The 14785-nt window shown below is 75.2% G+C and carries 7 protein-coding genes; 1 reads left to right on the top strand and 6 read right to left on the bottom strand.

Annotated features, from left to right (window positions below):
• Positions 1 to 7: 7 nt before the first annotated feature.
• Positions 8 to 430, bottom strand: coding sequence for a roadblock/LC7 domain-containing protein (locus ACZ7MY_RS33235; protein ID WP_499607290.1), 423 nt, complete (start codon positions 428 to 430; stop codon positions 8 to 10).
• Positions 427 to 3036 carry a sensor histidine kinase gene (locus tag ACZ7MY_RS33240; RefSeq protein ID WP_499607292.1) on the bottom strand — a complete coding sequence of 870 codons (2610 nt, stop codon included), beginning with the start codon at positions 3034 to 3036 and terminating at the stop codon, positions 427 to 429. Before ACZ7MY_RS33240 ends, ACZ7MY_RS33235 begins: the two co-directional genes overlap by 4 nt.
• 325 nt (positions 3037 to 3361) lie before the next feature.
• Here ACZ7MY_RS33240 and ACZ7MY_RS33245 point away from each other — a divergent pair, with 325 nt between their 5' ends.
• Positions 3362 to 3802, top strand: coding sequence for a hypothetical protein (locus ACZ7MY_RS33245; RefSeq protein WP_499607294.1), 441 nt, complete (start codon positions 3362 to 3364; stop codon positions 3800 to 3802).
• A gap of 64 nt (positions 3803 to 3866) precedes the next feature.
• Here ACZ7MY_RS33245 and ACZ7MY_RS33250 read toward each other — a convergent pair whose 3' ends face one another.
• The 4 genes from ACZ7MY_RS33250 to ACZ7MY_RS33265 form a co-directional block, all read right to left on the bottom strand.
• Positions 3867 to 8585: a coiled-coil domain-containing protein gene (locus tag ACZ7MY_RS33250; protein WP_499607297.1), complete on the bottom strand. Its 4719-nt coding sequence runs from the start codon at positions 8583 to 8585 to the stop codon at positions 3867 to 3869.
• Between the two features lie 80 nt (positions 8586 to 8665).
• Positions 8666 to 9547, bottom strand: a complete 882-nt coding sequence (locus ACZ7MY_RS33255) for a hypothetical protein (RefSeq protein WP_499607298.1) — start codon at positions 9545 to 9547, stop codon at positions 8666 to 8668.
• A gap of 40 nt (positions 9548 to 9587) precedes the next feature.
• The gene (locus ACZ7MY_RS33260) at positions 9588 to 11108 is read right to left on the bottom strand and encodes a hypothetical protein (RefSeq protein WP_499607300.1); all 1521 of its coding nucleotides are present in this window, start codon (positions 11106 to 11108) and stop codon (positions 9588 to 9590) included.
• A 74-nt stretch (positions 11109 to 11182) separates the two neighbouring features.
• Positions 11183 to 14785: a hydantoinase B/oxoprolinase family protein gene (locus ACZ7MY_RS33265; protein WP_499607303.1), complete on the bottom strand. Its 3603-nt coding sequence runs from the start codon at positions 14783 to 14785 to the stop codon at positions 11183 to 11185.

A 14785-nucleotide genomic window follows, 5' to 3' on the forward strand; every position in this document is an offset into this window, starting at 1 on the left:
GTCCTCGTCACACCGCCCGCGCCGCGTCGTCGTCGGTGCGCGGGGCGGTGGCGAGGTGCACGCCGACCCGCTTCACCAGCAGCGCCATCTCATAGGCGACCTGCCCGACGTCGGAGTCGGAGTCGGCGAGCACGGCGAGGCAGCTGCCGTCGCCCGCGGCGGTGACGAACAGGAAGGCCTCGTCCAGCTCCACGAGGGTCTGCCGGACCTTGCCGGCCTCGAAGTGCCGTCCGACGCCCTTGGCGAGGCTGTGGAAGCCGGAGGCGACGGCTGCGAGGTGCTCCGCGTCCTCACGGGTGAGGCCCTCGGACGCGCCGGTGGCCAGGCCGTCGCTGGAGAGCACCAGCGCCTTGCGGATGCTGGCCACGCGACCGACCAGTTCGTCGAGAAGCCAGCTGAGCTCGCGGGACGCGCTCGATGGTGCCGTCATGGACCGTTCCCCTCCGTGGTGGTTCTGGTTGTGCTGTCGCCGCCGCGCTCCGCGGCCGGGGTGGTTCCCGGACGGTCGGCGGGGCGGACGTCGTCGGTGCCGTCGGTGCCGAGGTCGTCGGCGACCGCGCGGCCGCGCAGCCATCCTCGCTGCAGCGAGGCCATGCGGTCGCGCACCTCTTCGGGCGAGCGCTCGGGCCCGTCGTCCCCGTCCGCGGCGGCGGCGGTACGGGTCCCGGTGGTGGATTCCCCGCGCAACTGCGGGGCGAGGCTGGCCTGGCGCACCCGGCGGGGCAGTCCGGCGCCCACGGGCTCCTCCTGCGGCTCGGGCACGGCGGGCTCCTCCTGCGGCGCGGGGTCGGCGGTCGGGGGCGCTTCGCCCACGGGGCGGCCGTTCTCGGCGACCAGGACCGGCGTGCGGCGGCGGCGCGGCAGCACGGTGAGCCCGTCGCCCGGCGCCAGGGAGGGCTTCGCCCCCGGGGCCGCGTCGCCCGCGCCGGCCGGGGCCCCCTCGGTCCCGGTGAGGTGCGGCCGGTGCTCGCGGGGCTCGTCGTCCGGCTCGGGGACCAGACCCCACTGGCGGAAGCTGTGCTCGGTGGCGGCCGACATGGGCCGGACCCGCGGCTCGTCCGGCGCGTCCGGGACCACCGTCACGTCCGGCGCGTCCTGCTGCGCGGCCTCGTCGGCCAGGGGCTCCGGCTGCTGTTCCTCGCCGGGCTCGGTCAGCAGCGTCGCCGGCACCAGCACCACGGCCGTGGTGCCGCCGTAGGGGGACGGGCGCAGCGACACCCGGACGCCCTGGCGCTGGGCCAGCCGGCTGACGACGAAGAGGCCGAGCCGGTCGGTGTCGGAGAGCTCGAACTCGGGCGTCTCGGCGAGACGGAGGTTCGCCTCCAGCATGGCGTCGGGGGTGAGGCCGAGGCCGCGGTCGTCGATCTCAAGGACGAAGCCGTTGGCGACGGACTCGCCGTGCACCTGGACGCTGGTGTGCGGCGGCGAGAAGACGGTGGCGTTCTCGATGAGTTCGGCGACGAGGTGGGTGAGGTCGGCGACGGCGTGGCCGGTGACGGCGAGCCGCGGCAGCCGGCGCACGTCGACCCGCTCGTAGTCCTCGACCTCGGCGACGGCCGCCCGCACCACGTCCATCAGCTGCACCGGCTTGCGCCACTGCCGGGACGGCACGGCGCCCGAGAGGATCACCAGGCCCTCGGCGTGGCGGCGCATGCGGGTGGTCATGTGGTCGAGGCGGAAGAGGTCCGCGAGTTCCTGCGGGTCCTCGGTGCGCCGCTCCATGGCGTCCAGCAGGGTGAGCTGGCGGTGCAGCAGCACCTGGCTGCGGCGGGCGAGGTTGACGAAGACCTCGGAGACGCCGCGGCGCAACTCGGACTGGCGCACGGCGGCCTCGACGGCCGCGCGCTGCAGCGTGTTGACGGCCTTGCCGACCTGGCCGACCTCGTCGTCGGGGTAGTCCAGGCGCGGCGCCTCGGTCTCGACGTCGACCTCCTCGCCCGCGGCGAGCCGGCGCATGACGCGTGGCAGCCGGGTGCCGGAGACCTCCTGGGCCTCCTTGCGGAGCCGGGACAGGTCGCGGATGAGGCTGCGGCCGATGCGTATGGAGACGATGACGGAGGCGACGACGGCGATCAGGCCGAGGCCGCCGGCTATCGCGGCGGTCGCGACCAGCCGCATGCCGATCGGTTCGGCGCGCTTCTTGTGCAGGTCCCCGGCCTCGACGCCCATCCGGTCCAGGTCGCTCAGCGCGGTGGAGGCCGTGCTCTGCCAGGACACGCGGTCCGCGGCCCGGGGCGCGCCGGAAGCGCCCGCGGAGATGACGGTGTCCTCGGCGGCGCGCAGGGCACGGCCGGAGGGCCCGGCCCAGTAGGCGTCGTAAAGGGCGCGCTCTTCGCCGGTCAGCAGGTGGAGGTTGTCGGCGTAGTAGGCGCGCTGCTCGGCGACGGCGAAGGTGAAGGAGCGCATCTCCGCCGCGCTCATGCGGCCGGCCGCGATGGCCGCCACCATGAGGGCGTCCTCCTGGCTGATCGCCTCGCGGGCCCGGGTGACCTGGATGAGGGCGCGGCCCTGCTTGTCGATGGTGACGTTGTTGATCGGGTTCAGCGAGTCCAGGAAGGCGTAGGCCGGGTCGAAGAGGCCGCTGTAGGCACGGAAGGCGTCGTTGCGGCTGATGCGGCCCTTGGCGACCTTGCCGCGCAGCGTCTCCAGGCCGCCGAACCCGCGGACGACGAGGTCGAGGCGGCGCCGCGAGTCGGGGGTCAGCCGTTCCCGGTTGCCGGCGTCGCGCGCGTTGTCGCGCAGCCGGGCGATCACCGTGTCCGTCGCGCGTTCCCGCGCCAGAAGTGTGCCGCGGGCGTCGGACCGTCGAGGATCGGCCAAGTAGAGCATGGCGGAACGGCGTTCCTGCTGGAGTGCCTGGATGCCGTCCTCGACCGGGTAGCCGAGCGTGTTGACGGTCTGCTCGACGCCGAAGAGGCCCCAGACCTGACGTCCGGTCAGGGTCGCGGCGAAGGCCCAGATGGCCGTGAGGGACACCAGCGGAATGAGCAGCAGTGCCACGATCTTCCGCCGGATCGTCGTACCGCGAAAGCGCATGGCCTCCCCAACGTCAAACCCGGTCAAGGGCTGTCGTGTTCCGACTGCAAACGGCGCGAGCCTACTACTGCCGGATGACCAAACCGAAAGCCCTGCTTCCGCCCTTGCCCCGGGACGACCCGATTCGTACGGATGAACAGCCGGCACGCCTGGCCGAAATGCACCGCACAGGGAACCCGGGGGGCCCTTCCGGCGTATGAGAGGTGGGGAGGGGGTGCTCCGGAATGCGGAGGGCATTCATCGGCGGAAACCGGGCAGCCACTCTGGAGTCGGACATCGGGGATCCGGCACCGCAGCACCGGTATTCCGCAGGGGAGCAGATTTCATGGACGACCTCGTCGAGGACGCACTGGATCGCGACATTCCGCCGCGGAAGGCCCGGCGGCAGTTGTGGGTGGAGGAGCCCGTCGGGCGACCGCGCCTGCCCGACCCGGTGCGCCGGGCGGCCGTGCGGGCCTGGCTCGTCGTGTCGCTGACCTTGATCGCCGCGGTGATCGCCGCACTGGGGACGGCCGGTGAGTCCTGGCTCGCGGCGCCCGCGATGCTCACCGCCATAGCCTTCACCGTCCTCGCCACCTGGGCGGTGCTGGACGTGTGGATCACCCGCCAGGTCTGGAACCAGCGCAACGGCGTGGTGTCCAGCCCCAGCAGCGCGGCCCGCAGGCTGCGCCGCGAGCGCCGGCGGGAACGGCGGCGGGCCCGGTCCGAGGCCCGCGACGCGGAACGGCGCCGGCACGTGTCCGGCACCGGCGCCCGTACCGCCTGAGCGAGCCGCGGGGACTCGGGGCGACCTGGGCGGCCCAGGGGCGCGACGGCGCCCGGCCGAGGGGTCAGCCGCCCTGCGGGGCCGGCTGCTCGGCCGGGCGGCGGAACATCCGCGTCGCCGTGATCTCGCCGTGCACCGGCTCGGACTCCGGGTCCCGGACGGGCAGTCCGGGCCGCAGGTGCTCCTCGACGCTGATGTACTTCAGGCCCGCGCGCAGGTCCGCGTCATTGCGCAGCCGTACGACCAGCGGGAACTCGGCGAGCGCCGTGGTGTCGAACAGCCCCGTGGTGTAGATCAGCTGGACGCCCAGCGCGTCGGCGACCGCACGCTGCAGCTCCAGCAGGTAGGTGGCGTTGGCGCGGCCGATGGGGTTGTCGAGGAACAGCGTGCCCGCGTGCCGGTGCCGGTCCCTGCCGCGGTCGTTGCTGCGCAGCGCGGCCATCGTGCAGTACAGCGCGATGGCGGCGGTGAGCAGCTGGCCGCCGGAGAAGACGTCGCCCATCTGCCCGACGGGCACGCGCTCGGCCCGCAGCACCGCGTCCGGCTTGAGGATCTCGACGGCCACGCCCTTGGGCTCGAGGGCCGCCGCGACCCCGCGCAGCAGGAGCGACATGCCGTCCCGGCGCAGATCGGAGTTCTTGCGGACGGCAGCCCGGGTCGCCTCGTCGATGACGGCGCCGAGCCGCTCGTTGAGCTCCGCGTGGTCCGGGTCGTCGAAGCGGATCCGCAGGAACTCCTGGCCCGACCACTCCCCCAGCCCCTCCGGCAGGCGGGACAGCCGCTGCGCGGACCGCAGGGTCGCCAGCGAGGACTCCACCATGCCGCGCAGCCGGTCCACGATGCTGTCGCGGTTGCGCTCCAGCTGCTCCAGCTCGTCGGTCAGGACGCGCAGCCGCGGCGCGAAGGCGGCGTGCCAGCCCGCCGCGTGATCGGGCAGCGCGGAGCCGGGCAGTTCGCGGATCTGCTGGCGGGCCGGGGTGCGCACCTGCTCGTAGCGGGCCGCGTTGGCGTGCCGCACGAGGACGTCGCAGGCCTCGCGCAGCTGCGATTCGGCCGCCGACAGGTCGGCGGCGCAGCCGCGCAGGCTGCGGCGGGTCTCGGCGACCGCGGCCCTGGCCTCCTCCAGGGAGCCGGAGTACGGCTCGGGCTCCTCCTCCGCCTCCTCGGGCTGGCGGTCGCCGTCGCGGAGCAGGTCCCGCAGCAGGGCGGCGAGTTCGTCGAAGCCGGTCGCGGCGTCCTCGGCGGCGCGGTGGGCGCGCACCAGGTCCCCGTGGCCGTCCCGGGCGTGGGCCAGCGCCTCGGTGCGGGCGGCCAGTTCGCCGTTGGCGCCGCGCAGCAGCTCCTGGGCGTGCCCGGCGTCGCGAGGCAGCAGCTCCTCGGGGAGCTCGGTGTGCGCCTCGCCGTCCGCCGGGGCGTGCCGCTCGGCCTCGCCTCGCAGCCGGCCCAGCTGCTCGCTGGCCGTGGAGGCGCGGGAGTCCAAGGTCGCCACGAGCTGTTCGGCGCGCGCGGCCGCGGCCTGCCGGGCGGGGCCGTCGGCGCCGTCCGTGCCTTCCAGCAGCTGGGCGGCGCGGGTGCGCACCTTGTTGGTGAGGCGCTCCAGTTCGGTGAGGGCGGACTGCTCGGTGCTCTCGGCGCGGGCCTGCTCGGCCCGCAGGTCGGCGCCGACGCCCACCTTCTCGTACACCTGGGACGCGGCCCGGTAGGCCTCGCGCAGGGCGGGCAGCGAGCCGGACTGCTCTGCCGCGCCGTCCTCGTCGTCGAGGGCCTCGTCGGGGGCGCCGGTGATCTCCGAGCGCTCGGCGCGGAGCACCCGCGCGGTGCGGCGGGCGTCGTCCGCGGCGCGCTGGGCGGCGCGGCGGTCCTCGTCGGCGGCGCGCGCCAGGGTCAGGCACGTCTCGGCCCGGGTCTCGGCCTCGGCCGCGTCCTCGGCCAGCTCCCGGGTCCTGCGCTGCCAGTTGGCCCGCTCCCGCAGCCGGAAGGCGAGTCCGGCGAGCGCGTCGGCGGCCCGGCGGGCCTGCTGTGCCGTCTCCTGGCGCTCGTCGCGCAGGGCGGTCGCCTCGGCGGCGGCCTCGTCGGCCTCCCTCCGTACGGAGCGTGCCTCGGCCAGTTCCTCGCGGGCGGTGCCCGCGGTCTCCCGGGCGGTCCCGACGGCCGCGGCCAGCTCGGCGAGCCGGCCGCTCGGGCAGCCGGAGCGCCACGAGGAGAGCCGGGCGGCCAGCGTGCGGTCCTCGGCCAGCCGGGCGGCGAGGTGGCGGATGTCCTCCTCGCGGGCGGTCGCGCGGGCGCGCAGCGCCTGCCGCTCGCCGTCGGCGGCCAGTTCGTCGTGCATGGCCGGGTTGGGCGGGACGAGGAAGAGCTCGGGCTCGGCGCCCACCGGGGGCGGCGGGGCGAGCAGGGCCGCCGCCGTGCCGACCGTGACGGTCGACCGCGGCAGCAGGGCCGCCTGCGCGAGCACCTCACGGGCCCTGGCGTAGCTCTGCGGGTCGGTGACGACCACGCCGTCCACGAGCTCCGGGCGTGCGGCGAGCACGGCGGCGTGGTCGGCCGGGTCGACGGCCTGGGCGAGGTAACGCCAGCCGGGGAGCGCGGGGATGCCGTGCTCACCCAGGTACTCGACGGTGGCGAGCACGTCGGGGCCCGGCGGCAGCAGCCCGCCGTCACCGAGCGCGGCCAGGATGCGGGCGTCGTCGGCGGCGGCGGTGCGCAGGTCGAACAACTGCCGCTCGGCGGAGGCCACCGCGCCGTCCAGCATCTCCCGCAGCGGCTCCGCGAAGGTGTCGAGTTCGGCCGCGGTCAGCGGGCCCTGCTCGGCCGGACGCCGACCGGACGCGGGGACGCCGCGACGGGCGGTGGAGGCCTGCGCGGGGATGGCGGGGGCCCGGTCCGCGGCGGTGTCGTCCTCCGAGCCGGCCGCCGGGACGGTCCCCGGGACCTCCGCGGGCGGGAGGCCGAGCAGTGCGGCCAGCCGGGGTTCGGCCGCGAGGGCGTCGGCCACGCGCGACTCGGCGGCGTGCGCGGCCTCGGCCGCGGCGAGGGCGTCGGCCGCGCGGGCGGCGGACAGCTCGGCGCGCGCGTCGGCGGCGGCGGCCCCCCGGGCCCGCTCCCCGGCCCGGCGGGCGGCGTCTCGGGCCGCCTCGGCCACGGTCGAGGCCGCCTTCTCGGCGTCCGAGGCCTCCAGTGCCGCACGGGCCGGGTCGGCGTCCGGGGCGGAGTCGTCCAGCCAGCCGGCCCGGACCGCCTCGGCGGTCTCCTGCTCGACCTCCGCGAGCCGCTGCACCAGGTGCCCGGCCTCGCTGCGGGCGCGCTGCCCCTCCGTCGCGGCGGCGGTGGCGTCGCGATGCGCCGCCTCGGACTGCGCCTGGAGTCCCGCGGAGCGTTCCTCCTCCGCGTCCGCCCGCTCGTCGGCGGCGTCCGCGGCGGCGCGCAGGGCGCGGACGAGGTCGGCGGCGGCCTTCGTACGGGCGGCGAGCGCGGGAGCGGCGTCCCGTTCCGCCTCGCGGATGGCGGCGGTGACCCGGGCCAGGCGGTCGGCGGCGGCGCGGTGCCGCAGCACGGTCTCCGCGGCCTGCCAGGCGGACTGCAGCGTTCTGGCGTCGTTGAGCTCGCGGCGCAGCGCGGTGGCGCTCTTCTCACCGGCGGCCAGGGCCAGCGAGGCGTGCCGGTAGGCGAGTTCGGCCGCGACGAGGGCGCCGCGGCCGCGGGCGGCCTCGGCGTCGGTGACGGTGTGCGCGGCCCGGGCCGTCTCCTCGGCCAGTTCCGCGGCACGGCCCCGCTCCTCGCGGGCGCGCGCGGACAGCCGGCGGGCCAGGGCGCGGGTCCGGCGCTCGGACTGTGCGTGCACACCGCGCGCCTGGTCGCGGGCTGCGGTGGTCTCGACGATGCGGCCGAGCAGTTCGAGGGAGCCGGCCGTGAAGTCGCGTTCCGCGGTGAGCTCGGCCCGGCGGCCCAGCTTGCCGGCGAAGCCGTGCACGAGGTCGGCGAGGCCGTCGGTGTCCCGGGTGTCGGTGACGGCGCGCAGCAGCAGGTCGGTGAAGTCGGAGTCCTTCTTCACCGCGAAGAGGCCGGCCGCCTCGCCCTCGTCGGCGTTCATCTCCCGCTGGTAGCGGAAGAGTTCGGGGTCGAGGCCGAGCTCGCCGAGGTGCTCGTTCCACCGGTCGTGGATCTCCTCCCACACCACCTCCAGGTGCGGGTAGTAGCGTCCGGCGTCGGTCAGCGCGTCGCGGAAGCCCTTCATGGTGCGGCGGCGGCCACGGGCACCCGAGGCGCCCTCGGCGGACGGGCGGACCGCGGTGGACTCGGCGACGGGCAGCGAGTCCAGGCCGAGCCCGGGACCGGGCCGGAAGGAGTACCAGGCCTCGGCGAACTTGCGCGGGTCCGAGGAGACCTGGCGTCCGCGCCACTCGCTGACCTTGCCCACGACGACCAGTTCGCCGGTGACCGTGTGCTGCCACTCCAGGGCGACGTGGCCGCAGTCGTCGGCCAGCAGGAACTTGCGGAGCACGCCGGAGCTGGCGCCGCCCAGGGTGTTGCGGTGACCGGGCAGCATGACCGAGAAGATCAGCTTGAGCAGGACGGACTTGCCGCCGCCGTTCTCCAGGAACAGCACCCCGGCCGGGGCCGGACGGCGCGGCGGCCCGGTCGGCTCGTCCTCGAAGAACTCCGCCTGGGCGGGTGCGGGTTGCGGCACGGGCTCGCCGACTCCGCGCAGGTCCAGCACGGTGTCGGCGTAGCGCGCACCGGCGGGCCCGATGGAGTAGAGGCGGACCCGGGACAGCTCGTACATGGGGGGCTCTCGTCGTGGTGGTCTGTGGTCGGCGGTTTCGGGTGGATCGGCTGGATCCCGGTGGCGGCGCGGGCCTCTTGTCAGGAGTGGAAGGGCAGGCCGGCTCCGGCCGCGAGGCCGAGGTCGTCGCCCTCCTCGGCCGGCATCAGGGCCGCCGCCTCCCCGGCCCGGGGCACGATGCCGAGGTCGAGGAGCTCGGCCATGGCGGCGCTGCCCGCCATGTCGCGCACCTGGAGCTGGTAGCGGGCGGTGGTGCGGTAGGTGCCGCCCGACTCGTCACCCGTGCGCTGCAGGAACCCCGAGTCGACGAGGAAGGAGACCGCCTTGCCCACGATGCCGGTGGTGGAGCCCGCCAGGCGGCGCGCGTCCTTGGTGGCCCCGGTGGAGCTGCGGCGCACGTAGACCCGCCAGGCGGACTCGAGGCCCGGGGCGTCGGTGGCCGGGTCGGTGTTCTCGCCCTGCTCCTCGGCCCGTTCCTCCAGCCGGCGGCAGGCCTGGCGCAGGAAGCCGTCGATGCCGTTGACGGTGACGCGGCCGATGTACGCGTCGTCGGCGAGGTCCTCCGGGCGCGGGAAGGCCATGGCGGCGGTGGCGAGGTGGGAGAGGCCGTGCAGGAAGCGGTCGCCGGCGTCGGAGGCGGCGCGGCGCGAGTAGTCGCCCATGCGGACGGCGAAGACGGAGTCCTCACCGGCGGCCAGTGCCATGCCGGCCCGCGGCGAGACCTCCAGCACGACCAGGCCGAGGCCGGCGGCCACGGCGTCGGCCAGCCGGGAGAACAGGGGCTCCTCGCGGTAGCGGCGGATCAGTTCGGCGTACTCGGCGTCGCGCGCGGGCAGCAGCTTCGGCTGCAGGCCGAAGGCGACGAGGCGGGCGGCGTCCGCGGCGTCCCCGGGGGTGACGGCCGCCGCCGCGGGGGCCGCTGCGGGCGGCTGCGTGCTCTCGCCGTCGCGGTGGTCGCTCACGGGGTCGTCTCCTCGGTACGGATGGTCGGTTCGCTCATCGTCACGCCACCTCGGACCGCTCGGCGGCCATTCCGGCGGCGTCCAGCCGGGCCGTGCCCACGACCAGGTCGGCGCCGCCGAACTCGGGGTCGTCCAGCCGAGTGCCGTCGTCCACGGCGAACAGCAGCCGCTCCTCGCCCTGGCGGTAGGCGGTGCCGACCGGCGGGCTGGCGGCGTGCACCGCCAGCAGGGCCACCAGGTAGGGCAGTTCGGGGTCGAGACGACGGGCCTCGGCGAGCAGCCCGGAGAGCCGGCGGGGGGCGTCGTGGGGCAGGTCGAGGAGCTCCAGGGCGGTCTCGAGCTGCTCCTCGCTGAACCGGCTGTCGTCGGGCGTGGCGACGAGGTCGGGCTCGGGCATCTCGGCGCCGAGGTGCTCGCGCTCCAGCGGCGGGGTGAGCAGCGCCTCCACGAGGTCCGTGACGCGCACCGAGGCGGGGGTGCGGTAGCCCGTGCCGCGGGCGAACCAGGCGTCGGTGACGCGGGTGGCCTGCTCCACCGGGAGCGGCAGCACGGGCGCGACCAGCTGCCCGTACAGGTCGAGCATGCCGACGAGGGCGCCGCCGCGGGGTGCGGCGAAGGCCTGCCGGTCCTGCTCGGCGCGGAAGATCGGGCCGGCCTCCAGCAGCCGGGACTGCAGCTGGGTGTGGCGGCGGATGCAGTCCTTGACGATGTCGACGAGTTCGGCGGCGCGGCGCTTGTGCTCCGGGTCCTCCGACTCGTCCCTGGCCTTGCGGATGTTGGTCAGGATGGCGTTCTCGTGCCGGTAGCGGTCGGCGACGTGGTCGAGCGCCTCGGCGATCATGTCGGGGACGGCCGCGACCCAGTCGACGGCCCGCACGTTGCGGCGGGTGGCGTCCAGGGCGCGGCGCAGCGTCTCGGCGTACTGCACCGTGCGGTAGCGGGCCTGCTCGGCGGCGAGCTGGGCGTCGGCGAGGCGGCCCCGGTTGATCAGCACCTCGAGCTTGACCTCGGCGGCGATCTGGGCGCTGGTGACGTCGGTGTCGAGGGCGCCGACGAGCACGTTGACGGCCTCGTCGGTGGTGCGCAGGTAGACGGTGCCGTCGCGGCCCGCGACCTCCTCGATCAGCTTGAAGTCGTAGTCGCGGCGGACGTACACGCCGTCGGCGCCGAAGGTGCCGTAGACGGCGCGGAAGCCGCGGTCGACGCTGCCGACGTTGATCAGGTTCTCCAGGACCCAGCGGCCCACCCGTTCGTGCTCGGGGGCGGGACGGCCGGGGGCCTGGGCGGCGATGCGGGGCAGCAGCCGGGAGATTATCTGGTCGTGGTCGGCGCCGGTGTCGAAGTCCATGTTGAGCGTGACCAGGTCGATGGCGGCCAGGGCGACCTCCGCCATCGCGTACACCGAATACTCGCCCGCGAGGTTGGCCTTGCGCACGTCGAGGTCGTGCAGCGGCGCCGTGCAGGCCAGGGCCTTGAGGCGGCGGGCCAGGCCCTCGTCGGCGGCCGGGCCCGGCGCGGGCCGGACACCGCCGCTGAGCTGGTGCGGAACGGTCGTGGTCACGACGCACAGACTAGGCGCTCCGACCGACAACGGCCCAAACGGCGCGGTCCGGGCACCGCCGCGTCCGGGACCTTTCAGGCGCCGGCGGCCCCGTAGCCGCCCCCGCCGGGCGTGGCGACGACCAGGACGTCATCGGGCCCCACCTCGGCCGAGTCGACCCCGCCGAGCGGGGTGACGGTGCCGTCGGCGCGCTCGATCCGGTTCTCGCCGAGCGCGCCGGGCCCGCCGCCCGCCATGCCGTACGGGGCGACCCGCCGGTGGCCGGACAGCAGGGCGACCGTCATGGGCTCCAGGAAGCGGATGCGGCGCACCGCGCCGCGGCCCCCGTGCCAGCGGCCCTCTCCCCCGCTGCCGTCGCGCAGGGCGAAGCCCTCGACACGGACGGGGTAGCGCCATTCCAGGATCTCGGGGTCGGTGAGCCGGGAGTTGGTCATGTGGGTCTGGACGGCGTCGGCGCCGTCGAAGCCCTCGCCCGCCCCGGCGCCGGAAGCCACCGTCTCGTAGTACTGCACCCGGTCGTTGCCGAAGGTGACGTTGTTCATCGTGCCGGAGCCCTCGGCCTGCACGCCGAGCGCCGCGTACAGGGCTCCCGTGACGGCCTGGGACGTCTCCACGTTGCCGGCGACGGTGGCCGCCGGGTACTCCGGGGCGAGCATCGACCCCTCGGGGACGCGGACGTCCAGGGGCTTGAGGCAGCCGCTGTTGAGCGGGATGTCGTCGGCGACGAGGGTGCGGAAGACGTAGAGCACGGCGGCCATGACCACGGAGCGCGGGGCGTTGAGGTTGCCTTCCTGCTGCGGCGAGGTGCCGGTGAAGTCCAGGACGGCGGAGCGTGCCCCGCGGTCGACGCGGACGGCGACGCGGATGACCGCGCCGTTGTCCGTCTCGTACGCGCGGTCGCCGTCGTGGAGGCCGGCGACGATGCGCCGCACGGACTCCTCGGCGTTGTCCTGCACGTGCCGCATGTAGGCGTGCACGACGTCGAGGCCGAACTCACCGGTCGTGCGCCGCAGCTCGGAGATGCCCTTCTCGTTGGCGGCGATCTGCGCGCGCAGGTCGGCGATGTTGGTGTCCGGGTCGCGCGAGGGGTACGGGGCGTCCGCGAGCAGGGCGCGGGTCTCCTCCTCGCGCAGCCGGCCGTCGCGCACCAGGAGCCAGTTGTCGAAGAGGACGCCCTCCTCGTGCACGGTGCGGCTGAAGGCGGGCATCGAACCGGGGGTGAGCCCGCCGATCTCGGCGTGGTGGCCGCGCGAGGCGACCAGGAAGAGCAGCGAGCGCCCCTCCTCGTCGAAGACGGGGGTGATCACGGTGACGTCCGGCAGATGGGTGCCGCCGTGGTACGGGTCGTTGACGGCGTAGGCGTCGCCGGGGCGCATGGTGCCCCGGTTGCGTCGCAGCACCTCCTTGATGGACTCGCCCATGGAGCCGAGGTGGACGGGGATGTGGGGCGCGTTGGCGATGAGGTTGCCCTCGGGGTCGAACAGGGCGCAGGAGAAGTCCAGGCGTTCCTTGATGTTGACGGAGTGGGCGGTGTTCTCCAGGCGGACCCCCATCTGCTCGGCGATCGCCATGAAGAGGTTGTTGAAGACCTCCAGCATCACGGGGTCGACCTCGGTGCCGACGGCCGTCCTGCGGGGCCGTGACCGCACCCGGGTGAGCAGGAGATGGCCGTGCTCGCCCACCGCGGCCCGCCAGCCGGGGTCGAGAACCGTCGTCGCGTCGGCCTCGGCGATCACCGCGGGCCCGTCCACGGTGTCGCCCGGGCGCATCCCGTCCCTGCGGAACAGGGGGCAGTCCTGCCGCCGGCCCTCCGCGTACAGCGACACCTCGGCGGCCGGCCGCAGCGGGCCCTCGCGGTCCGGTTGCTCCACGAAGTGCCGGCCCGGCGGGCCGGCGGAGCCGACCGCCTCCACCGAGACCGCCTCGACGACCAGCGGCTTGTCCATGGTGAAGGCGTAACGGGCGCGGTGCTCGGCGGTGAACGCCTCGCGCATGGCGTCGACCGTCCCCATGGGGACGGGCAGCGCCGCATCGGTGCCCGCGTAGCGGACGTGGACGCGCGTGACGGTCTCCACGGTGGCGTCGGGGACCCCGTCCTCGCGCAACTGGGCGCGGGCGAGGCCGTCGAGCCGGTCGCGGACCTCCTCCAGGGCGGGCAGCCCCTCCTCGGTGAGGTCGCTCTCCACGGACTGTTCCCGCATGGCGGTGGCGTCGGCCAGGCCGATCCCGTACGCGGAGAGCACACCGGCCAGCGGCGGCACGACGACAGTGTCGACGGACAGGGCGTCGGCGACCGCGCAGGCGTGCTGGCCGCCGGCTCCGCCGAAGCTGGTGAGGGCGTAGCGGGTGATGTCGTGGCCGCGCTGCACGGAGATCTTCTTGACGGCGTTGGCCATGTTCAGGACGGCGATCTCCAGGAAGCCCGCGGCGACCTCCTCCGGGGTGCGGCGATCGCCGGTCGCGGCGGTGGCCTCCTCGGCGAGCCGCGCGAAGCCGTCGCGTACGGCCTCGGTGTCCAGTGGCAGGTCGCCGTCCGGGCCGAAGACGGCCGGGAAGTGCGCCGCCTGGACGCGGCCGAGCATCACGTTGGCGTCGGTGACGGTCAGCGGGCCGCCGCGGCGGTAGCAGGCGGGTCCGGGGTCGGCGCCGGCGGAGTCGGGGCCGACGCGGTAGCGCTGCCCGTCGAAGTGGAGGACGGAGCCGCCGCCCGCCGCGACCGTGTGGATGTTCATCATGGGCGCGCGCATCCGTACGCCCGCCACCTGGGTGCCGAGGACGCGTTCCAGCTCGCCCGCCCAGTGGGAGACGTCGGTGGACGTGCCGCCCATGTCGAAGCCGACGACGCGGTCGAACCCGGCCTGCCGCGAGGTGCGGACCATGCCGACCACTCCTCCGGCGGGACCGGAGAGCACGGCGTCCTTGCCGCGGAAGTGGCCGGCCTCGCGGAGCCCGCCGTTGGACTGCATGAACATCAGGCGGACGCCCCGCAGTTCGGCGGCCACCTCGTCCACGTAGCGGCGCAGGATCGGCGACAGGTAGGCGTCGACCACGGTGGTGTCGCCGCGCGGGACCAGCTTGATCAGCGGGCTGACCTCGTGGGAGCAGCTGACCTGGTCGAATCCGGCCTCGCGGGCCGCCCGCGCGACGGCCTGCTCGTGAGCGGGATGGCGGTAGCCGTGCAGCAGCACCACGGCGACGCTCTTGAGGCCGTCCCGGCGAGCCCCGCGCAGGGCCGCGCCGGTGGCGGCGGCGTCGAGCGGACGGACGACGTCACCGTGCGCGTCGATGCGTTCGGGCACCTCGACGACTCGCTCGTAGAGCGCCTCGGGAAGCACGATCTCGCGGTCGAAGAGCCGCGGCCGGTTCTGGTACGCGATGCGCAGCGCGTCCCGGAAGCCCTCGGTGACGAGCAGGACGGTCGGCTCGCCCCTGCGCTCCAGGAGGGCGTTGGTGGCGACCGTGGTGCCCATCTTGACGGCGGAGATCCGGTCGGCGGGCACGGGTTCGCCGGGCTCGAGGCCCAGCATGCGCCGGATGCCCTCGACGGGGGCGTCCCGGTAGCGGCCCGGGTCGTGGGAGAGCAGCTTGCACGTCTGCAGGCCGCCGTCGGGCCGTCTGGCGACGACGTCGGTGAAGGTGCCGCCCCGGTCGATCCAGAACTCCCAGCGTCCGGTCAC

The sequence above is a fragment of the Streptomyces sp. NPDC111520 genome, assembly GCF_055635295.1.